24 protein-coding genes are annotated in these 24,287 nt (G+C 54.7%); 15 read left to right on the forward strand and 9 right to left on the reverse strand.

Annotation, left to right across the window (positions count from 1 at the left end; translation table 11 throughout):
- Window positions 1-76: 76 nt before the first annotated feature.
- Complete coding sequence (gene dapF / locus JJD41_RS00745) at window positions 77-928, reverse strand: diaminopimelate epimerase (RefSeq protein ID WP_200666940.1); 852 nt, start codon at window positions 926-928, stop codon at window positions 77-79.
- A 245-nt stretch (window positions 929-1,173) separates the two neighbouring features.
- On the opposite strand from dapF, the gene JJD41_RS00750 reads away from it, so the two are divergent.
- Window positions 1,174-1,386 (forward strand): Hfq-related RNA-binding protein, encoded by a 213-nt coding sequence (locus JJD41_RS00750; RefSeq protein ID WP_200664280.1) that lies wholly within the window; start codon window positions 1,174-1,176, stop codon window positions 1,384-1,386.
- A 10-nt stretch (window positions 1,387-1,396) separates the two neighbouring features.
- Here the strand turns inward: JJD41_RS00750 and JJD41_RS00755 are convergent, their stop codons facing one another.
- On the reverse strand, window positions 1,397-3,703 hold the full coding sequence (locus tag JJD41_RS00755) for a cation:proton antiporter domain-containing protein (RefSeq protein WP_200664281.1): 2,307 nt from the start codon (window positions 3,701-3,703) through the stop codon (window positions 1,397-1,399).
- Between the two features lie 315 nt (window positions 3,704-4,018).
- Here JJD41_RS00755 and JJD41_RS00760 point away from each other — a divergent pair, with 315 nt between their 5' ends.
- Together JJD41_RS00760 and JJD41_RS00765 are read left to right on the forward strand one after the other, a co-directional pair.
- Window positions 4,019-4,969 carry a M23 family metallopeptidase gene (locus JJD41_RS00760; RefSeq protein WP_234488449.1) on the forward strand — a complete coding sequence of 317 codons (951 nt, stop codon included), beginning with the start codon at window positions 4,019-4,021 and terminating at the stop codon, window positions 4,967-4,969.
- Window positions 4,970-5,117: 148 nt separating this feature from the next.
- Entirely contained in the window at window positions 5,118-5,675 is a 558-nt protein-coding gene (locus tag JJD41_RS00765; protein WP_168568226.1) for a late competence development ComFB family protein, read from the forward strand.
- A gap of 121 nt (window positions 5,676-5,796) precedes the next feature.
- On the opposite strand, the gene JJD41_RS00770 is transcribed toward JJD41_RS00765, so the two are convergent.
- On the reverse strand, window positions 5,797-6,249 hold the full coding sequence (locus JJD41_RS00770) for an ATP-binding protein (RefSeq protein WP_200664282.1): 453 nt from the start codon (window positions 6,247-6,249) through the stop codon (window positions 5,797-5,799).
- 279 nt (window positions 6,250-6,528) lie between these two features.
- Window positions 6,529-6,657 (reverse strand): hypothetical protein, encoded by a 129-nt coding sequence (locus JJD41_RS25160; RefSeq protein ID WP_255547197.1) that lies wholly within the window; start codon window positions 6,655-6,657, stop codon window positions 6,529-6,531.
- A 59-nt stretch (window positions 6,658-6,716) separates the two neighbouring features.
- On the opposite strand from JJD41_RS25160, the gene JJD41_RS00775 reads away from it, so the two are divergent.
- Complete coding sequence (locus tag JJD41_RS00775; protein ID WP_200664283.1) at window positions 6,717-7,883, forward strand: PP2C family protein-serine/threonine phosphatase; 1,167 nt, start codon at window positions 6,717-6,719, stop codon at window positions 7,881-7,883.
- Window positions 7,884-7,913: 30 nt separating this feature from the next.
- Here JJD41_RS00775 and JJD41_RS00780 read toward each other — a convergent pair whose 3' ends face one another.
- Window positions 7,914-8,252 (reverse strand): STAS domain-containing protein, encoded by a 339-nt coding sequence (locus JJD41_RS00780; RefSeq protein WP_200664284.1) that lies wholly within the window; start codon window positions 8,250-8,252, stop codon window positions 7,914-7,916.
- 260 nt (window positions 8,253-8,512) lie between these two features.
- On the opposite strand from JJD41_RS00780, the gene JJD41_RS00785 reads away from it, so the two are divergent.
- Both JJD41_RS00785 and JJD41_RS00790 read left to right on the forward strand, forming a co-directional pair.
- Complete coding sequence (locus JJD41_RS00785) at window positions 8,513-9,586, forward strand: DUF3474 domain-containing protein (protein ID WP_200664285.1); 1,074 nt, start codon at window positions 8,513-8,515, stop codon at window positions 9,584-9,586.
- Between the two features lie 142 nt (window positions 9,587-9,728).
- A complete protein-coding gene (locus JJD41_RS00790; protein WP_200664286.1) occupies window positions 9,729-10,067 on the forward strand; it encodes a P-II family nitrogen regulator in 339 nt (112 codons plus the stop codon).
- A 120-nt stretch (window positions 10,068-10,187) separates the two neighbouring features.
- Here the strand turns inward: JJD41_RS00790 and rdgB are convergent, their stop codons facing one another.
- From rdgB to JJD41_RS25165, 3 genes are all read right to left on the reverse strand, one after another.
- Window positions 10,188-10,799 carry an RdgB/HAM1 family non-canonical purine NTP pyrophosphatase gene (gene rdgB / locus JJD41_RS00795; protein WP_200664287.1) on the reverse strand — a complete coding sequence of 204 codons (612 nt, stop codon included), beginning with the start codon at window positions 10,797-10,799 and terminating at the stop codon, window positions 10,188-10,190.
- Window positions 10,800-10,882: 83 nt separating this feature from the next.
- Window positions 10,883-12,358 (reverse strand): phosphoglucomutase/phosphomannomutase family protein, encoded by a 1,476-nt coding sequence (locus JJD41_RS00800; protein ID WP_200664288.1) that lies wholly within the window; start codon window positions 12,356-12,358, stop codon window positions 10,883-10,885.
- Window positions 12,359-12,372: 14 nt separating this feature from the next.
- Window positions 12,373-12,504, reverse strand: coding sequence for a hypothetical protein (locus JJD41_RS25165; protein ID WP_255547198.1), 132 nt, complete (start codon window positions 12,502-12,504; stop codon window positions 12,373-12,375).
- Between the two features lie 301 nt (window positions 12,505-12,805).
- Between JJD41_RS25165 and JJD41_RS00805 the strand changes: the two genes are divergently transcribed.
- Entirely contained in the window at window positions 12,806-13,954 is a 1,149-nt protein-coding gene (locus JJD41_RS00805; protein ID WP_200664289.1) for a calcium-binding protein, read from the forward strand.
- Window positions 13,955-14,040: 86 nt separating this feature from the next.
- On the opposite strand, the gene JJD41_RS00810 is transcribed toward JJD41_RS00805, so the two are convergent.
- A complete protein-coding gene (locus JJD41_RS00810) occupies window positions 14,041-14,406 on the reverse strand; it encodes a hypothetical protein (protein ID WP_200664290.1) in 366 nt (121 codons plus the stop codon).
- Window positions 14,407-14,682: 276 nt separating this feature from the next.
- Here JJD41_RS00810 and JJD41_RS00815 point away from each other — a divergent pair, with 276 nt between their 5' ends.
- From JJD41_RS00815 to JJD41_RS00850, 8 genes are all read left to right on the forward strand, one after another.
- Entirely contained in the window at window positions 14,683-14,862 is a 180-nt protein-coding gene (locus JJD41_RS00815) for a hypothetical protein (protein ID WP_200664291.1), read from the forward strand.
- 194 nt (window positions 14,863-15,056) lie between these two features.
- Window positions 15,057-15,887, forward strand: a complete 831-nt coding sequence (gene psbO / locus JJD41_RS00820) for a photosystem II manganese-stabilizing polypeptide (protein WP_200664292.1) — start codon at window positions 15,057-15,059, stop codon at window positions 15,885-15,887.
- A 281-nt stretch (window positions 15,888-16,168) separates the two neighbouring features.
- On the forward strand, window positions 16,169-18,394 hold the full coding sequence (locus tag JJD41_RS00825) for a protein kinase domain-containing protein (RefSeq protein ID WP_200664293.1): 2,226 nt from the start codon (window positions 16,169-16,171) through the stop codon (window positions 18,392-18,394).
- A 260-nt stretch (window positions 18,395-18,654) separates the two neighbouring features.
- Window positions 18,655-19,200 carry a hypothetical protein gene (locus JJD41_RS00830; protein WP_234488450.1) on the forward strand — a complete coding sequence of 182 codons (546 nt, stop codon included), beginning with the start codon at window positions 18,655-18,657 and terminating at the stop codon, window positions 19,198-19,200.
- 56 nt (window positions 19,201-19,256) lie between these two features.
- A complete protein-coding gene (locus tag JJD41_RS00835) occupies window positions 19,257-19,862 on the forward strand; it encodes a hypothetical protein (protein WP_200664295.1) in 606 nt (201 codons plus the stop codon).
- A gap of 119 nt (window positions 19,863-19,981) precedes the next feature.
- Entirely contained in the window at window positions 19,982-21,322 is a 1,341-nt protein-coding gene (locus JJD41_RS00840; RefSeq protein ID WP_200664296.1) for a TIGR03279 family radical SAM protein, read from the forward strand.
- Between the two features lie 189 nt (window positions 21,323-21,511).
- Window positions 21,512-22,024: a PadR family transcriptional regulator gene (locus tag JJD41_RS00845; protein ID WP_200664297.1), complete on the forward strand. Its 513-nt coding sequence runs from the start codon at window positions 21,512-21,514 to the stop codon at window positions 22,022-22,024.
- A gap of 449 nt (window positions 22,025-22,473) precedes the next feature.
- Window positions 22,474-24,279 carry an efflux RND transporter periplasmic adaptor subunit gene (locus JJD41_RS00850; RefSeq protein ID WP_200664298.1) on the forward strand — a complete coding sequence of 602 codons (1,806 nt, stop codon included), beginning with the start codon at window positions 22,474-22,476 and terminating at the stop codon, window positions 24,277-24,279.
- Window positions 24,280-24,287: the final 8 nt, after the last annotated feature.

Below are 24,287 nucleotides of genomic sequence, written 5' to 3' on the forward strand. Positions count from 1 at the left end.
GGCGATCGGCATTTTTCGTCCTTCTCAACTGTGCGAAATGATTGCCTTCTCTAAAATTTCTAAAATCTTGGGGGGGTTAAATCTGCCCGGTAAACACGCATTCCGCCGGTCCGGTCATGTAAATGCGACCGTCGCCACCGGACCATTCGATCGCCAACGGACCGCCGGGAAGTTCCACCGTGGCGGCGCGATCGCACCGTCCGGTCAGCACTCCCGCCACCAGGGTGGCACAGGCCCCCGTCCCGCAGGCGAGGGTAATCCCCGCACCCCGTTCCCAAACCCGCATTTTGAGGCGATCGCGAGCGACGACTTCCACAAATTCCACGTTCGTCCGTTGGGGAAATACCGGATGATGCTCGAAAAGCGGACCGATTTTTTCCAGGTCGATCGCCGCCACGTCTTCGACAAAGGTAATACAGTGGGGATTGCCCATACTCACGCAGGTGACCGACCACTGGCGATCCGCGACCTCCATCGAGCGATCGATCGCTTTTTCTTCTGCATCGACTAAGGTGGTCGGAATTTCCCGGGCCAACAGGTGAGGAACCCCCATATCCACGCGCACTTGACCGTCGGCGACGATCTGCGGCACGATCGTTCCGGCTAGAGTATGAATCCGAAAGGTCGATCGCGGCGTTTCGCGCCCTCGGGCCGCTTCGAGATCCGCCAGAAAGCGCGCCAAACAGCGAATCCCGTTGCCGCACATTTCCGGTTCCGACCCGTCGGAGTTGAAAATCCGCATAGTGTAGTCGGTTTCGGAATTCGCCGCAGGTAAGGCAAAAATGACGCCATCGGCCCCAATTCCGAAGTGGCGATCGCACAACTTCACCGCGCGATCGCGATCGAGTCGCGGTTCGTCTCGGTCGCGATTGTCGATCAAGATAAAGTCATTTCCCAGACCGTGATATTTGCTAAATTCGATACTCATTGCCTGTAATGCTTCTTCGTTCGTTGAGGGATTGAGGGATTCGGATTGGGTCGCCGGGGAAAACCCGAAGCCGGACAACGGCGCGATCGCCCACCGTCTCTTTAGCGTTGCATGACGCCGGACAAAGGACAAGGGAACTGTTACCGATCTGCTAGCGCTTCGCCCTTGAGAGGGATGGAGCGTAACGTCACGAGAATGTCAGAATTTGTACAATTGCTACAACTCGTTAAAAAGTGGTGCAAATTATGCCTGACTTAGATACTAACCTTCCGAGCATTCGCCAAATTCAAAGTTTGATTAAAGAGAAAAAAGAGGTCGAACTCAAAGTGGTGACCGGGGATCTGATCGCGGGGAAAATTTTTTGGCAAGATAGCGAATGTCTCTCGGTGCTCGACCATTACGACCGACAGACGGTGATCTGGAAACACGCGATCGTCTTCATCCAGCCGAAGGCGTAAGTTGCCCTCACTAGGGGCGATCGTGCTGGGAACCGATCGCGACAGAAACCGGAGTAGAGACCGCTTCCTCCGCCAAAGCGATCGCGTCTCGAACCCGTTGCAGGGAGGTTCTGGCGCCGCAGAGCAACAGGCGATCGCCCCCTTCAATCGCCGTATCTCCGTGAGGAAAGCGGATAAAATGGGCCTCGCGGCGAATCGCCTGCACCTGCACCGCGTACTGACGCCGCAAGTCGAGTTCGGACAGGGTTTTGCCCCGGTTCAGACTGCGATCGGGAACGGTCAGCCACTGACAGGAACGGTGTTCGCGAGGGACGGCGATCTCCCCTTCCGCCAAATCTTCAACGGTGGCGAATTCTTCCGGTTCGCCGACGAGTAACAATTTATCCCCCGCCTCGAAGTTGACTTGAGAATCGGGGTAGTCCAGTTGTTCCCCGTCCCGGCGGCGGATCGCCAACAGACTCACCCCGGTCAGGCGGCGCAAGTCGGTTTGCTCGACCGTCATCCCGATCAGGGGCGATCGCTGGGGCAAATCGTACCATTTACCGTTGAGATCCTGGGTTGCACTTTGCAATTCTCGGGCCACGTCCGACGCCGATCGTTCCGGTCGCAGGTCGAGATAGTGATGTTGGCGAATTTGTTCGATTTCTCGTCGAATCCCGCTCAAGGGGAAGCCGACCCCCATTAATAAATGGGTGGCGACTTCCAAACTGACCTCGAACTCGGACTGAACGACTTCCCACGCGCCCAATTGATAGAGCATTTCGATGTCTTTTTCGCGATCGGTTTCGACCACGACATCCAAATCGGGCGAGAGTTCGAGGGCTCGCTTCAAGCACAGGCGCGTACTCATCGGGTCGTGTACGGCGATCGCCATCGCACTGGCGCGATCGATTCCCGCCGCTTGCAGCACGTGTAGGGAGGCTGCATTGCCGTAAATATAAGGAATTCCAGCCCCTCTAAGCTGCTGGATCGCCCGTTCGGTCGAATCGATCGCCACCACGGGATAATTGTGACTTTGCAGCAGTTGCACGACTTTTTTACCGATCCGTCCGTAACCGCAAACCACCACGTGATTTTCTAAGGGTCGCTCCTCCGACATCCCTAAAGGCATCGCCGTTCGATCGAAAAAGCCCGTCAATCCGGGCATGGTTTCGGCCCAATTGAGCACTTGGGGCATTAATTTTAATAAAAATGGGGTCAGCACTAAGGTCAGGGCGGTAGTGCCTAAAATTAATAAGTAAACTTGTCGCGAGACCAATCCCAACGCCTGCCCTTGGGCGGTCAGCACGAAGGAAAATTCCCCGATTTGACCCAAGCCAAATCCGGCAATGAGCGCGGTTCTTAAGGAATAGCCAAATAGGCGCACGATCGGCGCGACAATTAAAAATTTTCCGATTAAAACCAGACAGACCAAACTTAAAATGATTTCGAGATGGTTCCACAAGAACACCGGGTCGATCAGCATTCCGACGGAGACGAAAAATAAGGCGGCGAGTAAGTCGCGCAGGGGTTCGACATAGGTTAAGGTTTGGTCGGCATATTCGACTTCAGAAATCATCAATCCGGCGACGAAGGCGCCCATTTCGATGGAAAAGCCCAAATAGTAGGTGACTAAGGCGATGCCCAAACACAGGGTGACGACGCCGAGTAAGAATAATTCCTGACTTTCGGTTTTGGCGAGCATCCGCAGCAGCCGGGGAACGATATAGGTGCCGAAGCCGATCGCGGCGATCGCGAATAAGCCAATCCGCAGTAAAGCCGAGGCGACGCTCATCGATATCGCTTCGGCGGGTTCGTTTAAGGCGGGCAATACCGCCAACATCAACCCCAAGGCCAAGTCTTGCACGACGAGGATCCCCAGCATCACCTGTCCGTGAGGGGTTTCCATCTCGTTGCGTTCCATCAGGGATTTGATGACGACGGCGGTGGAGGAGAGGGATAAGATCGCCCCGAGAAAAATCCCTTGTACCGGAGAGGTCAACCAGCCCATCATCAGGGCGACGCTACTGGTGACGGCGATCGTGAGGGTAATTTGCAAGGTGCCGCCGCCGAGGGCGATCGCTTTGACTTTTTTGAGCTCGGCGAGGGAAAATTCGACGCCGAGGGTAAACAGGAGTAGAGCCACGCCAAACTGGGCAAGGGTTTCGACTTGGATCAGTTCTTTAATCCATCCCAATCCGGCAGGACCGACGATCGTACCGCCGAGTAAGTAGCCGAGGAGGGCGGGTTGACGCAGGGCAGAAGCCAACAGTCCGCCGACGGAGGCGGCGGCTAATAAAGTGACTAAATCGAGGATTAATCTGAAGTCTTCTTGCACGGCTGTTTTTGAAAATGAGAGAAATATGAAGGTACATAACAAGTTCAGGATAACTATTTTTGATGGGACGGGGCGATCGCCACCGCAGCCCGCTCTTGCAAAAAGCCGCGTTCCGGGTGGACGAGACCGGGAAGGCGCGCGATCGTCCTGACCGAAAACGGGTAGGTTGAGAGTAAAATAATAGATTTGATATTTGTTAAATGTTTGAAGCCCCCTCAACAGGCGTGGGCTGGGGTGCAACGACTCGATTCATATGGAAACTGAACGTAGCGATCGTCAGTCTCTCTAGCAAAAGAAAAAGGCAGTTTTTTACCGATGATCATTCCTGTGCATGGATTGAATGCGATCGCCGAGGAACGAGGGATGTCCCTCGTCTCGGGATGGGCACGACAGGTCAAGTCGTCCTGGGACGCTTTGCTCGGGCGCTCTTTACTGTCGGGGATTTCTGTAGTGGTCGCGTTGGGCTTACCTGCGCAAGCCCTACAAGTCGAAATCAAACCGGAAAATCCCCAATTGGGGGATACCCTCTCGATCGTGGTCGAGAACGATCCCGGGGAAACGGAAGCGCCGACCGTCGAGATCGGGTCGCAAACTTATCCCGTATTTGCCATTGGCGGCAACCGCTTTCGCGCCTTGTTCCCGACCACCCCTTTAGACGAACCGGGACGGCAGGTGGTGCGCGTTACGGGCGGGGGAGAAGTCCGCAACCTGGCGGTCTGGGTGGGCGATCGCTCCTTCCCGACCCAATCGATTTGGCTGCCGCCAGATAAGGAAGATCTCGAAGGGACCGATTACGAATTCGATCTAGTCGATGCATTCAAAGAACTGGTGACCCCGCAAAAATTCTGGAACGGTCCGTTCCTGCGCCCGAACAACGGCGTCGTGACCACAATTTTCGGGGTTCGGCGTTATTATAACGGGGTCTTTGCCGAAGATTACTACCATCGTGGGGTAGACTATGGCGGAGCGACTGGTTCGGCGGTCGTGGCTCCGGCGGGGGGACGCATCGCCCTCGTCGGTCGCGAAGCCGACGGCTTTGAGATTCACGGTAACACCGTCGGCATCGACCACGGTCAAGGGGTTCTCAGTATTTTGATTCACCTGAGCCGGATCGATGTCAAAGAAGGCGATATGGTTAAAGCAGGTCAGATCGTCGGTGGAGTCGGTTCGACTGGCGCATCGACCGGACCGCATTTACATTGGGGATTGTACGTCCACGGTCGAGCGGTCGATCCGGTGCCGTGGCGCTTTGAAGGGTTCGAGTAAATGGCGATCGCCGCTCTCCTAGCGGCTGGATTCAAATCGTTGACGAACCTTATTTTTCTCGATTTTGATTTATTTTAGGGCGGTTTGTAAGGCAAAATCATTGCAGGATTGCCCGTTGAAGAAAGTGCCGTGGAGCAGTAGAGGCATTATGAGTATCGAAAAAATCGTCGAACAGGCACTGCAGGATGGTTATCTGACCCCCGCGATGGAAGCCGAAGTGGGACGAATCTGTAACACTGCATCGGAGTTGTCGATCGAAGAGTACATGGCGCTCGATCGCCTGATGGGAGCGCTGTTGACTGGGGAGGTGGTCGTTCTCCCGCGCAAACAATTCATCAATGTGATGGAGGAGTTGGTGTTGTCGGAAGCGATCGCCCGGGTGGCAGAAATTGAGGCGACCAGCGATCGCACCCTCGATGTGGGGGATATCGCCGCCTACGGACTCAACCGCCTGCCCCCCCTTTATGCCACCACCGAAGAAGGGGCGAACTACCAGCGATCGCGCGCCAAGGAGGAGTTACAGACTCTGATTACCCAAAGAGTGGAGGAGGCGATCGCCCGCTATCTCGACCGACCGGATTTTTTCCCGGAACGAGTCGCTTTGGGCAAAAGTTCGGGCAAGGAAGTCCTCTCTCAGGTCAGTTCCTTACTTCAGGCTTACGCGCCCAATTACGAAAGCCAACCCAATCCCCAAAATCCCAGTTAGTTCGCCCTTCTCGCGGGGGTCGGTTCCGGCGGCGATCTCCTGGTTCGCTTTGCGGTGGAGTCTCTCCACCGCCTTGGATCCACCGCCGTTACGGGGGCGTCGCGGTTCCGGTGGAGGCAGCTTAGAGGTACTTGATCCAATACAAACAGTTGCCGCCATCCTCCGTGCGCCTGTACTCCAGGCGATCGCCAATCCGATCCATCAGGTAAAGTCCGCGCCCCCGTTCCGCTTCCGGGTCGATTTCCTGGCACTCGCGTTCGATCGCCGTCGGCAAGTCGAACGGGTCGCCGCGATCGAAAATCCTCAATTCTAAGCATTGAGAACTGACCGCTACTTCGATCTCGATTTCGACCTCTGGGGGAAGATGTTTGTGGGCGTGACGGACGGCATTCGTAAACCCTTCAGCCAACACTAACTGGCACTGCATCCAAGTGGGTGTTGCCAGGGGAGGCCCGTTAAAACGCTCGAACCACGTTAACAGGTCGGGAAGTAGGGTTAAATCAGTTTTGACCGTAATCCGTTGACAATCAGGAACTTGCAATTCAACTGCAACCTTATCAATCAGGGACACCATTTCAGCCGTTGTTGACCTGACTCGGGGGATCTCGGTGCGTTTCCCGTGTCATTTCACCAACCGTTGACCCACCCCAGAAACTAACCGCAACCCTGGACTCTTCGTGCGCTTCACGTCCGATCTGCTCGAACCCACTGGGAGAAGAAACTTCGAGAAGCGTGCTTCGGCGAGTCTCCTCCCGACTCGGCGCGATCGCCCGCCGTGGTTTCGCCACCTGCTCGCAGAAAAAAGAAACCTCTCTATTTTAGCTACATTTTTTCTCACGCCACTCAGGCCGATCTACCCCAGAATCCCCCCCGACTGCTGGCCGAGATCCTCCAAATAGGCGATCGCCACCCTGAAGCTCGGGAGCGAACCGACCCCGACCTCCTCACCGCCGTAGAACGGACGTTGATTCCTAAAAGGCATGTCCCGAGCGGCGTCGAAGGGACGGGGTTCTAGACCCGTTTGTTTCGATAAGATCGCGAATGATCAAAATTTTAGTCATTGACGACGACTCGACGATCTGCTTGGTTTTGAGCAAAAGTCTCACCAAACAAGGCTATCAAGTCGCCTTGGCCTCCAATGGCCTTCAAGGTATTGAATTAGCGCGACAGTTGCGCCCCGCCCTAATTATTTGCGATTGGATGATGCCCGGTCTCGACGGCTTGCAGGTCTGCCGCCAGATCAAAGCGATGCCGGAGTTATCCACCACCTTTTTTATCCTGCTGACGGCTCGCGACACCCCCGAAGATCGCATTTTAGGCTTGGATACCGGAGCCGACGAATTTCTCTCCAAACCGATTCACCTCCAGGAACTCAAAGCCCGCGTTCGGGCCGGACTTCGCATCCACCAACTGACACAAGATTTGCACCTCACCAATCGGGAGTTAGAACACGAACGGCTCGAAGCGGCTCAATACCTGCAATCCCTGCTTCCGACACAATTAGCAACGCCGATTAAAATTGCCAGCCGTTTTTTACCGTCGCGACAACTCGGCGGCGATTGTTTTGATTATTATTGGCTCGATCGCGATCGCCTCGCCCTCTATTTACTCGACGTGTCCGGTCACGGCTTGGGAGCCACTTTACCCGCCCTGTCGGTGCTCCAGTGGATGCGATCGCGCAATGACAAGGACCGGACTCATCGCCCCCACCACCCCCTCGATCGCGCGGAACCCGCCCGGGTCTTGGACGCCTTAAATCAAGCATTCGAGATGGAAAACTATCAAGATAAATACTTTACGATCTGGTACGGCATCTACGATCGAACCCGGCGCCAATTAGTCTATGCCAGCGCCGGACATCCCCCCGCCTTGTTATTGGCGCCGGAAGCCGAACCAGCAGAAGCGGTGCGACGCTTGCACACCCCCGGGTTACCCATCGGCATGTTTTCCGAAGCCCAATACGAGCAGGACTGTTGCGCGATCGCCCCGGGTAGCACCTTATACCTGTTCAGCGACGGCGCTTACGAACTGCACCGCGAGAACGGGACGCGCTGGAATTTAGAAGAATTCGTGAAGCTGTTAGTCGAATTACGCCAGCACGACGGCGCCGATCTCGATATCCTCTTAGACCGATTGCGCCACATCGAAACGCAACCGTTTTTCGACGACGACCTGTCCATATTGCAGCTCGACTTTCCCGAAAACTGAATCCAGATTGCCCCCTAACCCCTCTTCCAGCTACGCGAAGGGGCGATCGAGGGCATCTTGCTTGAAACTTTCCTCATTCTCGTAAATCTTAAACACCCTATCCATACTCGTCAGATCGAATAACATCCTGACTTGATCGTTGATCGAACAAATAAACAACGCCCCTCCCGAATTTTTCACCATCTTGAGTGCGGACACCAAAGCCCCCAACCCCGAACTATCAATAAACGCTACCTGTTCGAGATTCACCAGCACGATTTCGGTCTCCTTCTCCAGACAATGGGCGATCTCTCGCCGGAGTTGACTGGCTTGAGTGGCGTCTAAAATTCCCGTCGGTCGGATCACTTCAAAATTTGCGGGAGAACTCATGGTGGTTTCAGCAAGTGATGGAGGGCAGTCTATAGACAGTCTATAGATAACGAACTGACGCTCTCACCCGGCTCGTCGCCAGTCCGGAGCGCAAGTCGCACGGTCAGGGAGGGAATTGGGGCTTCATTCCTTATTATGCCTTCTGGCTCGGCACAGGGGGGAACGGCAGAAAATTTTGACTTTCGGACAACGCCTCTGTACCTTTAGATCTCGGTACAGTCGAACGCAAAATTTATTCTCTTCCTCCAAAGCAAATTCACGTGCAAGTCAATACATACGAGTTTACAGAAAATCTCAAGCACGAAACCGCCTCGGAAAGTGCCGATCTGCCTTTCACCCTCGCCCAGTTGAAAGCTGCGATTCCGAGCGATTGTTTCGAGCCTTCGACCTGGCGCTCTCTGAGCTACTTTTTCTTAGATATCGGGGCGATCGCCGGATTGTACGCGATCGCCCATACCGTTGACTCTTGGTTTTTTTGGCCGATCTTCTGGCTGGCTCAAGGAACCTTATTCTGGGCTTTATTTGTCGTCGGACACGACTGCGGTCACCGTTCGTTCTCCCGCCATTTGTGGGTCAACGACCTGTTCGGACATTTAGCCCATACCCCGATTCTGGTGCCCTTCCACGGTTGGCGCATCAGTCACCGCACTCATCATAAAAACACGGGCAGTTTGGAAAATGATGAAAGTTGGTATCCCATCAGCGAAAGCCAGTACCAGCAAATGAGTTGGCTGGAAAAATTCGCCCGTTTCCAGATGGTTCCTTTCCTGTATCCCTTGTATCTGTTCAAGCGATCGCCCGGGAAAAAAGGGTCTCACTTCAATCCGAGCAGTCCCTTATTCCGTCCTTCGGAAAAAGGACAAATTCTCACCAGTACGGTCTGTTGGATCGCGATGGTCGGCTTACTCGCCGTCTTGACCTACCAATGGGGCTGGCTGTGGTTGCTCAAATACTACCTCGGCCCTTACGTAGTCTTTGTCGTCTGGCTGGATTTAGTCACCTTCTTACACCACACCGATCCCGAAATTCCCTGGTATCGCGGTGACGAGTGGACTTTCCTCAAAGGGGCGCTGTCGAGCATCGATCGCAGCTACGGATTCATCGACCCGATCCACCACAATATCGGCACCCACGTCGCCCACCACATCTTTCTGAGTATGCCCCACTACCACCTGAAGCGGGCAACCGAAGCGATTAAACCCATTTTGGGCGACTATTACCGTCATTCCGACGAGTCGATCCTCAAAGCCTTCTGGAAGTCTTACCGCCGTTGTTATTTCGTTCCGAATACGGGAAAAGTCGTTTACTACCAACCCCCGAACACAGGGAACTAAATCCACAGTTCGATCGCGGGGGGGCGATCGAAAATTTGGTATCAAAAGCTACAAAAAACTCTCGCTAGCCAGTGATACTAGGGTACGATGCGATTGAACGCGATTTCCTAGTAGTCTTAGAAACGCCAGAGGAGTAACGAGCTTGAAAAAAGTAGAAGCGATTATCCGTCCGTTTAAATTGGATGAAGTCAAAATTGCCCTCGTCAACGCCGGGGTCGTGGGGATGACGGTTTCGGAAGTGCGCGGCTTCGGTCGGCAAAAAGGTCAAACCGAACGTTATCGCGGTTCGGAATATACCGTCGAATTCCTCCAAAAACTGAAAGTCGAAATCGTGATCGATGACGACCAGGTCGATATGGTGGTGGATAAAATTGTCTCTGCTGCCCGAACGGGAGAAATCGGCGACGGGAAAATCTTCGTCAGTCCCGTCGATGAGATTATCCGGATTCGGACGGGGGAAAAGGACGAGGAAGCCATCTAAACCGCCCGACGATCAGAAGAACGAGCCAAAGACAAAAGCAATGGAGCGTTTTGCTCTTGTCTTTGGTTGGCGAGTCGCCAGCTTCACATCCCACTCGATCGAATCAGAGAGTGGGATTTTTCATGGGGTGGAATGCTCCAAACGGGCGAGTTGGGGAATCAAGGCGGCGAAGGCTTGGCCCCGATGGCTGATGCGCTGTTTGACCTCGGGAGACATTTCGGCGAAGGTCAGACGCTGTTCGGGAACGTAAAAAATGGGGTCGTAGCCGAAGCCGTTGTTTCCGCGCGGGCGGTGGATGATGCGACCGGGACAAATGCCTTCGGTTTGGAGGGCGATCGCCCCGTCGGGACGGGCGATCGCGATCGCGCAGACGAACTGGGCCTCGCGATCTAATTCATTCCCCAACTCGAACAGCAAGCGTTCGATCCGTTCCGCATCGGTGGCGCCGTAACGGGCGGAAAAAATCCCCGGGGCGCCGTCGAGGGCGTCCACTTCCAAACCGGAATCGTCGGCGATCGCCCACTGTCCGGTAGCGCGGGCGACTTCCGACGCTTTCAAACAAGCATTTTCCATAAACGTCTCCCCCGTTTCTTCGACCTCCAAACTGTCCGGTTTGAGCTGCAATTCCCAACCGAGATCGGTGAGGTAAACTTGCATCTCTTCGAGCTTGCCCGGGTTTCCCGTGGCGACTACCATGATTTTCGAGGGATTGGCTTCGATTGGCGAATTCATCGTGTAAATCGGCGCGTTATTTCGACAATGGACGATATAGATTTTCCGTTAGCGAAGCGACGCCGGAGGCGTTTTTTCCAACTTTAAAACCGATTGGCCCACTCTTTCGCCCAAGATAGAGTTTGACGGACGCGATCGAGAGTGGGGGCTTCGCAGTAGAGGCGCAAGACGGGTTCGGTTCCGCTAAAGCGAATCAGCAGCCAACTGCTATCGGCGAGCCGGAATTTGTAGCCGTCGATGCTCAAACAATCGACCACGGACTGTCCGGCGATTTCGCGGAGGGGTTGGGACCGCAACTGCTCTAAGAGGCGATCGCGCACGTCCATGCTCGTCAGGGGCAGGTCTACGCGATCGTAAGCGAAATGATAGTCTACGCGGTCTTGGAGTTGGCGGTAAAGGACGCCTAAATCGGTTTTGGCTTCGACGAGGGCTTCGAGCAGGTAGAGAGCCGAGAGCAAGCCGTCGCGTTCGGGAACGTGGGTGCCGTAACCGATACCGCCGGACTCTTCGCCGCCGATCGCCACCCGATTTTCTAACATGCGATCGGCGATGTATTTAAAGCCGATCGGGGTTTCCATGACGGGCAACTCGTATAATTTGGCCACGCGCGGGATCAGGTCGGAACCGCTCACGGTTTTGATCGCCGACCCGGTGACCTGGCGGCGTCCGGCGATATGTTCGATCAGGATCGGGATCAGGATTTGGGAACTGAGGAAGTTGCCGTCGCCGTCCACGGCGGCAATGCGATCGCCGTCCCCGTCGAAGACGAAGCCGACGGCGAGGCGATCGCGATGTTGGCGGCGGTGGGTGCGGATGGCGCGAAACAGGTGCGACAGATAGCGCGGTAACGGTTCCGGGGCGCCGCCGTCGAATAAGGGGTCGCGATTGCCGTTAAGTTCGCACACCGGGGCGTCGAGGATCCGACCGAGACCGTCGGTGGTGGCGCCGTGCATGACATCGACGAACACGGTCAGTTCTTCCCGGGCGATCGCCTCTCGAATTTTCTCAATTTGGACTTTTTGGCGCAGCATGGCGCAATATTCCGGCCAAATATCGAAGGTTTCTAGTTTTCCCGGTTCTGCCGTTTCCGGCGATCGCGCCCCTATCTGCTGGGATTGCAACAGCGCCTCGATTTGCCCGGTGACTTCCGGCGGCACCGAACCGCCAAAGGATCCCTTAACTTTCAAGCCCAAATAAGAGCCGGGATTGTGGCTCGCCGTCATGACGATCGCGCCGAGGGCGTTGTGTTGTTTCGCCATCCAGCTAAACGCTGGAGTCGGGGCGTAGGTTTGTGACAGCCACACGTCAAATCCCGCCCGACGCACGGACTCCGCCGCTTCCCGGGCGAAATCTTCCGCCATAAAACGGCGATCGTAGCCCACAATCACCGTGCGCTTCGCCACCGTCTTCCCATAAACCTGTTGCAGAACCCGAGCGGCCAAGGGCGCCACTAAGGCCACCCGCTCGAACGTGAAGTCCGCCGCAATTTCGCCGCGCCAACCGTCGGTTCCAAACTTAATCGGTTGGGAATCGGCCCTAGAAGAACCTCGAATGCTCATCAGCGATTTGCCTCTCAAAATAACGATAGTGAACTGAAGTCGCCCGAGAGATCGGCGATCGCCGGATCGGTTTTGTGCGATCGCCCCGCCGCCACGGACGCCAATTCTGCCTCGCTGTTTTTGGCGATCGCTACCGAGGAAAGCAAAGAACATTTAACCGACCGACCAAAAAGAATCCTTCGCCTTTTTTGGGCGATCGCACCCTTAAATGAAATCCCTTTTTCTTCCTCGGGAGAAACTGAAACATCGAGGGTATTTCCTCTGAGAAATTGGCGGTCGTGGCAAATTTCCAGTTCCCGGCGAGTCAGCCTTTCAAGAACCCTCCCCAGTTTAAAACAAAAATTGCTACTCTTAATCCGGCGAGGGCGATCTCTAAAATCATTCGACCTCGTGAGTATACTTGAGGAACTCATAGCTTGTTGTCAATTAAGGAGAAATCTATCCACCATGGCTAATTTAGTGGGTGACGACCAAGGAAACACGATCTTGGGAACCGAAGAATCCGATCTAATTTTCGGTCTCGGCGGTTCCGATACCATCGACGCTTCCCTTGGGGACAATACCATCAACGGCAACCTCGGTCCCGATCAAATTAGAGGCGGTCAAGGAGATGATTGCATCAGAGGCGGTCAGGGAAATGACCTCATTTTTGCAGGAGACGGGAGCGATACTCTATTCGGCGATCTCGACAACGACACTTTATATGGAGAACGGGGAAACGACTTAATTTTTGGCAATCCCGGACGCGATTTCCTCTTCGGCGGCAGCGATAACGATACCCTCGTCGGCGGCGAAGATGACGATACCGTCCTCGGGGAAGACGGGGACGACCTGATCTTTGGCGAAACCAACGACGATTTATTGTTCGGTAATGACGGACGCGATTTCCTCTTCGGTCAACAAGGGGCGGACAGCTTGTATGGAGGACGTAGCGACGATACGCTCTTCGGCGAGGATGGTAACGATCTCGTCTGGGGAGATTTGGGGAATGATTTGTTAAATGGCAACGTCGATAACGACACCCTGCGAGGCGGAGACGGGGACGACAGTCTCTATGGCGGTCGCAACGACGACAGCTTACTCGGAGGAACGGGGAGCGATTGGCTCGTCGGCGATAAAGGGTCCGACACCCTGACCGGAGGAACGGGAACGGATTATTTTATGTTGCAAGTCAACTCCGGGATCGATTTAATTACCGATTACAGTGGTTCCGAAGACTTTCTCGCCTTAGAAGAAGGGTTGAATTTCGACGATTTGAATATCGTACAAATCGAGAATATCGGACCGGATAATAGTTTGATTCAGAGTACGGTGATTCAGTTAATTGACAGCGAGAAAGTGATTGCGATCTTGCAAGGGGTGGAAGCGGCCAACTTCACGGGAGCCGATTTTGTCGATAGTGCGGGAGAGGCAATTTCGATCGGACGACCGAGTGACGGGTCGGAGAACGGGTTTGATATTACGGAGGGAATGGGTTCGACGGATTCGACGACCGATTCGACGACGGATTCCACGGACAGTGCGAGTACGGCGGACAGCTCGAACGGCTCCAGTGACGGGTCGAGTTCTTCCATCGATTTAGGTTCGTTGATTTAAGTGGATTGAAAATGGGGGCAAGGGAGAGACTTGCCGATTTTCGATCGCCCGAAAAAGCTAGGGGCGATCGCCCAAATTCATCGGATTTAACCGTCAGAGTCGAAGGTTAAATCTTTAGGAGAGATGGCGGGTTCTCGGGTTAGTTCCTCGACCATCTCTTCTGGTAATTTTTGTAAAATCCATTCGAGTTTTCGACGATAAATGTAAGGCCAGCCCCCGGTATTTTCGATATCTCTTAAGAGCGCGTAGAGAGCTTGACGGTTGTCCGGTAAAGAATCGAGAAAGAGATTTTCACAAATTTCACGATGGAGATTTTCTAAAGAGCGTAATAACTCTAGAAGGACGAGGGCATCGCCCTGATGCTGTTCGGCCAAATCGTGCAAAGCGCTGATGAGGGCGGGTAACTGTTGGTGTAACTGTTGTGAGTCCGATGAAGGGGTAGTGCCGTTCATGACATTCAGTCCTGTGAATTATCGAGTTGAGATGGTTTGCGATCGCGCGGCGACCCCCCGGGCGGGGTGACGGCTCGGGATCGCCCCAGAAGGTAGGGGCCGACCCTTCCCCGGGAGAGGAAGCGGCACGTCGCAGAGAAAATCGTCCCTGGCATTTTAGCGTTAGAAGTTTGCCCGGGGAAATCGATAAAGGGCTTAATAATGACCGCAAAACTTCGGGGATCGATCGCGGCGAAAAGGTCGAAGTAGATTGACGGTTTTTCGGTACAATGCTTTATGGCATCTTGGATCGACATAGAACCCTTGCTGATTCGGTCCGTGCGAGGAGCGATGGAAAGAGCCACTTTCTCTCGCGATCTACAGCGTTACTGCCATTGGCAAGCCCGCCTTGCCGGAACGGCGATCGGTCGAACGCGACTCGCGAACGATCGCGAACTGGGAATGCGAGGACTGTAGTTACGCTTGACACGAATCGGGTGAATTAGCGCGGACGTGGCGTTCCAGAGCGATCGCAATTACCGTTCGTCCCCCCGTCGCTCGCGATCGGGGCGTGCGGGTCGATCGCGGCGAAGGGTGCCACGGCTGTAGGCTCGATCTCCAATAATATCGCCGGATGGGATTGTTTGAATTTTTAGAAACAGAGGTTGACCATGAGGTATCGCGCTTTAATTGCAGCACTCTTGGCCGTGTGCTTGAGTGTACTGACCGCTTGTAGTGAAGGGCCGGATCTGGCCAGTAAAGAAAATCTAACCTACGACGACATCAGAGGAACGGGCTTGGCGAACAACTGTCCGGAACTCGCCGAAACCGCACGGGGCTTTATTCCCTTAGACCAAAGTCAATCGTACTTGTTAACCGACTTGTGCTTGCAGCCGACGGACTACTTCGTTAAAGAAGAAACGACGAGCAAACGTCAAGAAGCGGAATTCGTCCCCGGCAAACCCTTGACTCGTCAGACTTCGACCTTAACGCAAATCCAAGGGTCGTTGAATTTTGAATCCGACGGCAGCTTGAAATTTGTGGAAGAAGACGGGATCGACTTCCAAGCGATCACCGTGATGCTGCCTGGGGGTGAAGAAGTTCCCTTCTTGTTCACCGTTAAAAGCTTGGTCGCCTCTTCCCAGCCCAACCTGGAAAGCATCAACACGTCCACCGACTTTGAAGGCGAATATCGCGTTCCTTCCTATCGTAGTGCCAGTTTCCTCGACCCCAAAGGTCGTGGGGGAACCACTGGGTATGACACGGCGGTCGCACTGCCCGCCAGTGGCGACACGACCGATTACACCCGGGCCAATGTCAAGCGCGCTTTGAGCGGTCAGGGACACATTTCTCTGAAAGTCTCTAAAGTAGACAGCCGCACGGGCGAAATTGCTGGAATCTTTGAGAGCGATCAGCCCTCCGATACGGATATGGGTGCGAAAGAATCGTTAGATCTCAAAATTCGCGGTCGTTTCTACGCTCGGATCGAACCGAATGCGTAAGTTACATTAAGTTGACGATCGCCCGAACGAGCGATCGCGGCACGAAATCTTGAGGGGGGCAAAGCGGAACTGAGCCCCTCTTTTTTTTGCCCGTTCGACCCTTTTTGAGATCCTTGACGCAAAGATCCCCCGAACTCCATCGAGAATTTCGATCGAGAATTTTGTCCGTCTGCCACACCCTATCCAGAAGCGGGCCATCTACAATGCAAGATGAATAACAAGCTTACTGGGGCGATCGCCCGGTGCCGAGCCTTCCCCTTCACCGATCGGATAAAGCTGCTGTGAGTTACTGCCTAAATCCCCATTGTCCCAAGCCAGCAGACCCCGTAAATGCTGACAATCGGATCTGTCGGCACTGCGGTTCGGCATTGTTATTGCCGCAAGGATATCGCGTCAGCCATCTGTTAGGAGAAGGGGGCTTTGCCAAAACCTTCGAGCTGTCGTGTTCGGGGCGATCGCCCAAAGTCTTAAAAGTCCTGCTCGATACCAACCCGAAAGCGATCGCCCTGTTTCGGAGAGAAGCCCAAGTCCTCAGTTCCCTCAACCATCCCGGAATCCCCCACGTCGAACCCGACGGCTATTTCACCTTTTGGCCGCGCGACAGTCACCAACCCCTGCACTGTTTGGTGATGGAAAAAATCGAAGGGACGAACCTCGAACAATGGATGCACGGGCGCTACCACCAACCGATCGCCACGGACCTCGCCGTGCGCTGGTTCGTCCAACTGGTCGAAATCCTCGATCGCGTCCACCGCCAGCAATATTTCCACCGAGATATCAAACCGTCCAATATCATGCTGCAACCGGACGGACAACTCGCCTTAATCGACTTTGGCAGCGCTCGCGAAGTCACTGGAACCTACCTCGTCAAAGTGGGAGGCGGCCAAAAAATGACCGGGATTGTCTCGCCGGGTTACACCCCCCCGGAACAGTCCAACGGCAAAGCCGTCCCTCAATCGGATTTTTTCGCCCTGGGGCGCACCTTCGTCTATTTACTCACCGGGAAAGAGCCGGGGGAGTTTCCCGAAGATAGCCGCACGGGTCAGCTCCTCTGGCGCGATCGCGCGGGGCGCGCTTTGGTGGGGCGCGATCGCCAAACCCAAGCCCTCGCCGACTTGATCGACTACACGATCGCCACTTTTCCCGGCAATCGCCCCCAAAATACTCAGGTGATCTTGCAGTGCTTGCAAGACATCGTCCAACAAACACCCCAGTTCGGCCAAACCCCACCCCCGACGACTCCCGTCCCCACCCCACGGGTCGGGAACGGACGATCGCCCCATCCGGCGATCGCCCGGATTCGCACCTACTATTCTGGGGTCGCCGTTCCCGCCAAATTACAACAATTCGCCCCGACTCCCCGCTCCCGGCGCCGTTCGCGTACCAAGCAGAAACGCAAGCGGATCGCACGGTTCAAAAACCTATTAGCGGGGAGCTTCCTGCTCGGCGTCGGCTTGAGCGCCACTCATTTTTACGGTTACCTCGACTTTCCGCCGCTTTCGCGGGCGATCGCGTCGCTGTCTCAACCCCGGGATCCCGTCACCGAAGTCGCGGTCAAGTCCCAAATCGACCTCGGACTCGGGCCGTCCTCCGCCCAACGGACCGCAGCCCCGGAATTGAAATTAGTCAAAACCCTCAATACCTTATGGCCCGTGAATTCCGTCGCCCTCAATCCGAACCTCGGGGCGATCGCCAGTGGCACCGCCGATAAAATGGTTACCATTTGGGACTGGCAAACTGGGGAAACTCGCTACACCCTTTCCGGACATACCCAACAAATCTGGTCCGTGGCGATCGCCCCCGACGGCAACACCCTCGCCAGTGCCAGCGCCGACGGCAGCATCAAACTCTGGAATCCCCGTAACGGCGAACTTTTACGCACTCTCACCGGACATCAGATGTCCGTCCTCAGCGTCGCTTTCAGCCCCGACAGCCAACGGCTGGCCAGTGGCGGCTACGAAAATGAAATTAAACTGTGGAATCCGACCACGGGCCAATTGCTGCATACCCTCGTCGGACATCAAGGTTGGGTATTTGCCGTGGCTTTTTCCCCGGATAACGACCGCCTCGCCAGTGGCAGCCTCGATCGCACGATCAAGATCTGGCACGTCGGAACCGGGGAGTTAATGCAAACCTTGAATGTGGGATCCCAACGGGTGCGATCGATCGCTTTCAGTCCCGACGGTCAACTGATTGCCGGGGGGCGCGGCGACGGTCGGATCGAGATTTGGCATCTCAATAGTGGCCGACGGTTGGCGACTTTATACGGTCATTCCGATACGGTTTACGCCCTCGCCTTCGATCCGCAGGGACAACGGCTCGTCAGTGGGGGCGGTCCGTTGGACCCGACGATCAAACTCTGGCAGCTCTCGACTGGGGAACTGCTGCAGGTCATAGAAAGTCATACAGGTACAGTTCACTCCCTCGCGATCGCCGCCGACGGCAAGCGACTGGTGAGCGGCAGCGAAGACAATACGATTCAACTGTGGCAGTTGCTTTCCCCCTGACGGGCGATCGCCGCCGATCCCCTCATTTTTTCCGTCCAGGGATGACTCGTGCAACCGTATAATAAGAGACAGATGGCGAGTTACGGTGCCAGTGTAGGTAGGGGGAATGCGGTTTGCAAGCCAAGGAGATCGAAAGTCAACTGAAAGAACTCATCGCAATCGCATCTTGCATCGAGCCTGCCTTGGCCTACAGGTTAGATCAAATTCGGCGTTGGATTAAAGACATCAAACCCGGTTCTCTTACTCAGAAAAAAGTTTTGATGGATTTTTTGTTGGAATTGATTTACGATGCCCAATTTTGGCTGGATTTAAAAATTCTCACTCCGGAAGAACGAGAGGCTTTTTTTCATCAAATTGCCCCTACCACTCGTTATTGGTACGAAGATTTATTTTATAAATGGTTTAGCGAACGCGATCGCAAGTTTTATACATGGAAACAAAAGTTAAGGTCCGGCGAATTCGACCGCGAAGACGCTGAAATTGTCAATTCGATCGCCTCTCAAATTCAAAGCTGTGAAGGGACGATCGTCTATCGTTACGTTGCCGATTTGTCCATGGCGACCGACGCGATCGTCAGCAGTCCGACGGGACAACCCCTTTGCGTCCAACTGACCAGCATGTCCGATCGCTTCGCTCAAAACAAATACGAGCAGTGGGAAAAAACCCTCCGCGAATGGGGGATCGAACGGGGAATTTTTGTGAGTTACAATCCCGGAGGTGATGATTTTATCCTGAAATTAGTCAATGTTGTTTTATACAACAGCAAAAATCTACCCGCCCAAAAATATCTCAAGTTCAGTTTTTAAAGCCGATTTAATCTTTTTCTTTGAGCTCCGTCAAACAAGCGTTAATAAACAGTTACATGGTGACTACAAGCAGCATTTCTCGCGAAGAGCGCCTGGCGAAAGTCTGGCAATCTTTACAAACGGTCGAAAAGTTTCAACAGGAAAGAGTCCGGTTTGGGGTCGATCGCGTCAATCTTCACGTTGAAGATGTAGACGGAGAGTGGCTGGAAAATTGGGGAGAAGACAGCGACGGGAACGAACGGGAGGCGATCGCCTTACAACCGTGGTTCGAGGGTCAATTCCCCTTCGACTGGCAGCCGAAGGACATTCTCGGCGAGTCAACCCCGGGTCTGGGGTCGGAATCCGGGGCGATCGCGCGGACCAAAATTCTCGAATTAGAAGGCAATCCCGAACAACCCCTCGCCGTGACCGTCACCCTGCGACCTCGGGGGGAAACCGCCGTGCAAATCGGGGTAAAATTACAACCGTTGTGGCACGATGGGAACCTGCCGGAATACACCAAATTGGTGCGATCGCTCCCGGAAGGAGATTTCCTCGATAAGGCGATCGCCGACGGTCGCAACCGAGACCTCACCCTCGACTTCGAGACGACTCTCGCCGAGCCATTTACCATTGAAATTGTCTCGGATCTCGGCAACGTTACCCTTCATTTTCACCCTTAATTTTCACGCTTACAGGGGGCGGCGATCGCCGATTGGCTCCGAGATCGGGCAGTTGTGAGGATTTCCCACGACCCTCCGTCCGGCGATCGCGCGCCACCCTCTTTCCTGCGATAATCTCCATGAGTCAGCACTCGATCCAACCCGCTCGAATTACGAAAGTATTACCCGATTCGATCGCCGCCGAAATCGGTCTCGAACCGGGAGATGCGATCGTGGCGATCGACCGTCAACCCCCCCGCGACTTAATCGATTACCAATTTCTCTGCGCCGAAGAATTCCTCGAACTCGAAATCCTCGACGCCAAAGGCAAAACCCACTATATCGAAATCGAGAAAGACTACGACGAAGACCTCGGACTCGAATTTGAAACCGCCTTATTTGACGGACTGATTCAATGCAACAATCGCTGTCCGTTCTGCTTCATCGACCAAAAACCGCCGGGGATGCGCAATACCCTCTATCTCAAAGATGACGATTACCGCCTCAGCTTTCTCTACGGATCCTATCTGACCCTGACCAACATTACCGAAAAAGAATGGCAGCGCATCGAGCAAATGCGCCTGTCTCCCCTCTACGTTTCCGTTCACGCCACCGAAGCGGATATTCGCACTCGCCTGCTCAAAAACCCGCGCGCCGCTCTCATTCTCGACCAATTGCAATGGTTTCAAGAGCGCCGCTTGCAAATTCACGCCCAAGTGGTCGTCTGTCCCGGAATTAATGACGGGATTCACCTCGATCGCACCTTGCAAGATTTAGCCAAATTTGGTGGCGGCGAGATCCCCGCCGTGGTTTCGGCGGCGGTGGTTCCGGTGGGACTGACCCGCTTTCGTCCCCCGGAAGACGAGTTAATCCCGGTTTCGCCGGAAAAAGCGCGGGAAGTCATCGAACAAGTGCGCCGTTGGCAAGCTCAATTCCGCGATCGCCTCGGTTCTACCTTTGCTTGGCTCGCAGACGAATGGTTTCTGATTGCGGGAGAAGACCTCCCCCCCGCCTCGGAGTACGAAGATTATCCCCAAATTGGCAATGGGGTCGGTTCGATCCGCCAGTTTCTCGAAGCGTTCGATCGCGCCTCCGTCGCTCTCCCCAAAGCGATCTCCCCGTCTCGTTGCTTGACTTGGGTGGTCGGAAATGCCGTAGAACGGGCGTTCGAGCCGATTTGCGATCGCCTCAACCGCGTTGAAGGGTTGCAGGTTCGCATGGTCGCGCTCAATAGCGATTTTTGGGGACAGTCGATGAGTGTTACCGGAGTGCTGACGGGTCAAGACTTGCTCGAAGGCTTGCAGGACCGAGGGTTAGGGGACGGTTTGTTGCTTCCCGACGTGATGCTCAAACAGGGAGAAACCCGCTTTTTAGACGATCTGACCGTGGAGCAATTAGCGGTCGCTCTCAACGTTCCCGTGATTCCCGTGAGCGGAATTGACGGGTTAATTAAAGCGTGCGCTCGGGGGAAAGTTCTTTAATTTTTTGCGAAGGTTGCCGACTTTCTCCGGCGCCCTCCCTCGACTCGTGGCGATCGCGTAGCAATTCTATTTTTAAAATAGTCTCTTATTATAACTTAATTCATATTCAAAAACAATCTACATCAAGATTGTTAACAAAACGCGATCGAATCGGGTACACTGCGCTTTAGATATATCAATTTGATATAAATGCTCGAACTCGCCGCTTTAGGCTTGCTGCAACGAGAACCACTTCACGGTTATAAGTTAAAGCAAGAACTAGAACTTTTTGTCAGTAGCTGTATTAGCGTCAACTACGGCGCTATTTATCCCCTACTCAAACGGTTGGAGGAACGGGGTTATATCCTTGGCGAGAGGATGGAAAGGGGAGAGACTGGAATCAGTCGCAAGATTTATCAAATTACTGAAAAAGGGCGCGATCGCTGGCGCGAAAAGATGCTTGAATTGCCGAAAGAGAGCTGGGTAAACAGTCGTTCTCGATTTGGAATTAAGTTTTTTTTCTTCAGCGATTTGCGCCCGGAAGAAAGACAAAAATTAATTGATAAGCGGCTAATTGCTTGCCGTTTGCGATTAAAGGAGTTTGAGGATAAATCAATTCCAGGCGATCCCTATCGCGCTAATATTTGGAAACGGCATTTATGGTTATTGCGTTCTGAGATTGATTGGTTGGAAGACGTGCGATCGCAAGAAGGGGAAAGTTGAGACATCGAGGGAGAAGATGGGGAGAGAAAAAGGAGGGAGTCGAGGGTTATAAAACCCGCGATCGGGGCGATCGCGCCTTGGCTGACGGGTCACCCAATCGGGTGAGACAAGTGCAGGAAGACAAAAGAGAGGAGTAATGATTAGAGTAGGAGTTATCTCCGAGAAATGAGTGCGATCGCCGTCAACAAGGGCTAAAAGGGCGATCGAGAGACCTGTCACCCGATCGGGTGAAGGAATTGCGGGGGAGTCAACCTGATGTTGGGCGATTGAAAATAGACCCCTGAAACGGGGGGTGTAAAGGGTGGACGATCGCCTATCGAAGCAGTCAAATTAATTGGCGATCGCAATCTCCCAATCCCTTCACTTACTGTCATTTAAAATACAGGTTAAAAACTCACGCTAGTTATCAAAAAAAACACTTGCAGTCGATCGATAGAGGGGCGAACGTCATGGAGCATTCCAGAAGCCAAAATTCTACAGTAGAACTTGAAGAAAAGGGTGCGAAACTTGAAAGCGATCGCCCCTTCGAGACTGAGGAGCAAGGAAAGGAAATGGAATCGGAGCCAAAATCGAAACGAGGGGGGCGTGGGAAGTGGAACCCGGCCCGATCGCTCCGATTTAAAAATAACAAACAGCTATGGATTTGGCTGCTCGTGGCGATCGCCCTCGGGGTTGGCGGTAGTTTTGGCTGGCAGTGGTGGAGCGGGCGCCAGTCCGGAGGAGCCAATAGCGCTCAGTCGGCGCCGGGAGGAGGGCAACCGTCCGGGGTTCCCGTGCGGGTCTCTCCGGTGGAGATGACCTTGTTGAGGGAAACCTCGGATTTTGTCGGCAACTTGGAAGCGCGCCAGTCCGTGGGGATCCAGTCGGAAATCTCGGGAAGAGTCAGCGAGATTTACATCCGCGACGGCGATCGCGTCGGCCAAGGGGATCCCCTGCTCCAGATCGACGCGCGAAATGCCGAAGTGCAGTTACAGCAAGCCCGAGCCGCCCGAGCTAGCGCCGAAGCGAGATTAGAAGAGTTGCGCGCCGGACCGCGCCGGGAAGCGATCGCCTCGGCCCGGGCGCGATTGCAACAAGCCGAAGCCCAACTCGCCGAACTCAGGGCCGGAAATCGACCGCAAGAGATCGCCCAAGCCAGAGCGCGCTTGGAACGGGCGCGATCGAAACTGGACGCCTTGCGCGGCGGCAGTCGTAGCGACGAAATCGCCCAAGCCGAAGCCGCGTTAGAAGAAGCGAAAGCGCGGGTGGAGTTGAGTGCGAAGCGGGTGGAGCGCAATCGCGAACTACTCGCAGAAGGGGCGATCGCCCGGGACACCTTCGACGCCGTACAGACCGAAAACGAGCAGGCGCGAGCGAGTGTGGAACGGGCGCGCCAACGGATCGAAGAACTCGAACGGGCGCGACAAGAAGACATCGAGCAAGCGGAAGCCGAAGAGCGGGAAGCGCGGGAAGCCTTTGACTTGCAGCGCGCCGGGGCTCGTCCGGAAGAGATCGCCCAAGCGGAGGCGATCGTCGCCGAACGAGAACAAGCCTTGCGCGAACTGGAAAACGGAACGCGACCGGAGGCGATCGCCGCCGCCGAAGCGCAAGTGTCCGAGGCGGTCGCCCGGGTACGCGCCGCCCAAGTTCAATTAGAAGATACCGTCGTCTTCGCCCCGTTCTCGGGCACCGTGGGCGATGTCACCGTCAAACTCGGGGATTACGTGGATTCCGGCGATCGCCTGACCACCTTGACACAAAATCAGGCATTAGAACTCGAAATGCCGATCCCCGTGGAACGACTCGCCGAATTGAGAACCGGATTGCCCGTAGAAATCACCGATAGCGCGGGCAACTCCTTAGCCGAAGGTCGTATCAGCTTCGTCTCGCCGACCATCGATCGCGACTCCCAAACAGTCCTCGCGAAAGCGAGTTTCGACAATGCTAAAGGACAACTGATCGACGGGCAGTTCGTGCGCGCCAAAGTGATTTGGGAACAGCGCCCCAATAGCGTCGTAGTACCGAGTAACGCCATCATCTTTCAAGGACAAGATCGCTTCGTGTTCGTGGCCCGGGGGAACGACCCGCAAGTTGCCGAACGCCGCGCCGTCAAACTCGGAACCGTCCAGGGCGATCGCTCCGAAATCCTCGAAGGACTCCGACCCGGCGACCAACTGATCGTCTCCGGCTTGCAGCAACTCGCCGACGGCGCCCCAATCATGCCTCTGGGCGACCCCCAAGCCGACGCCAGCCCCGCGACCGAAGCCCAACCGTAAGCCGCCAG

The sequence above is a fragment of the Oxynema mangrovii CENA135 genome, assembly GCF_016632315.1.
Classification (GTDB): domain Bacteria; phylum Cyanobacteriota; class Cyanobacteriia; order Cyanobacteriales; family Laspinemataceae; genus Oxynema; species Oxynema aestuarii.

Bases quoted from the DNA above. Each gene is read 5' to 3' on its own strand.
- rdgB (WP_200664287.1), bottom strand. From the start codon at position 10,799: ATGAATTCGCCAATCGAAGCCAATCCCTCGAAAATCATGGTAGTCGCC.
- JJD41_RS00810 (WP_200664290.1), bottom strand. From the start codon at position 14,406: ATGAACGGCACTACCCCTTCATCGGACTCACAACAGTTACACCAACAG.
- JJD41_RS00835 (WP_200664295.1), top strand. From the start codon at position 19,257: ATGGTGACTACAAGCAGCATTTCTCGCGAAGAGCGCCTGGCGAAAGTC.
- JJD41_RS00780 (WP_200664284.1), bottom strand. From the start codon at position 8,252: ATGAGTTCTCCCGCAAATTTTGAAGTGATCCGACCGACGGGAATTTTA.
- JJD41_RS00775 (WP_200664283.1), top strand. From the start codon at position 6,717: ATGATCAAAATTTTAGTCATTGACGACGACTCGACGATCTGCTTGGTT.
- JJD41_RS00765 (WP_168568226.1), top strand. From the start codon at position 5,118: ATGAGTATCGAAAAAATCGTCGAACAGGCACTGCAGGATGGTTATCTG.
- JJD41_RS00770 (WP_200664282.1), bottom strand. From the start codon at position 6,249: ATGGTGTCCCTGATTGATAAGGTTGCAGTTGAATTGCAAGTTCCTGAT.
- dapF (WP_200666940.1), bottom strand. From the start codon at position 928: ATGAGTATCGAATTTAGCAAATATCACGGTCTGGGAAATGACTTTATC.
- JJD41_RS00840 (WP_200664296.1), top strand. From the start codon at position 19,982: ATGAGTCAGCACTCGATCCAACCCGCTCGAATTACGAAAGTATTACCC.
- JJD41_RS00760 (WP_234488449.1), top strand. From the start codon at position 4,019: ATGATCATTCCTGTGCATGGATTGAATGCGATCGCCGAGGAACGAGGG.
- psbO (WP_200664292.1), top strand. From the start codon at position 15,057: ATGAGGTATCGCGCTTTAATTGCAGCACTCTTGGCCGTGTGCTTGAGT.
- JJD41_RS00815 (WP_200664291.1), top strand. From the start codon at position 14,683: ATGGCATCTTGGATCGACATAGAACCCTTGCTGATTCGGTCCGTGCGA.
- JJD41_RS25160 (WP_255547197.1), bottom strand. From the start codon at position 6,657: ATGCCTTTTAGGAATCAACGTCCGTTCTACGGCGGTGAGGAGGTCGGG.
- JJD41_RS00845 (WP_200664297.1), top strand. From the start codon at position 21,512: ATGCTCGAACTCGCCGCTTTAGGCTTGCTGCAACGAGAACCACTTCAC.
- JJD41_RS00850 (WP_200664298.1), top strand. From the start codon at position 22,474: ATGGAGCATTCCAGAAGCCAAAATTCTACAGTAGAACTTGAAGAAAAG.
- JJD41_RS00800 (WP_200664288.1), bottom strand. From the start codon at position 12,358: ATGAGCATTCGAGGTTCTTCTAGGGCCGATTCCCAACCGATTAAGTTT.
- JJD41_RS00750 (WP_200664280.1), top strand. From the start codon at position 1,174: ATGCCTGACTTAGATACTAACCTTCCGAGCATTCGCCAAATTCAAAGT.
- JJD41_RS00830 (WP_234488450.1), top strand. From the start codon at position 18,655: ATGGATTTTTTGTTGGAATTGATTTACGATGCCCAATTTTGGCTGGAT.
- JJD41_RS00805 (WP_200664289.1), top strand. From the start codon at position 12,806: ATGGCTAATTTAGTGGGTGACGACCAAGGAAACACGATCTTGGGAACC.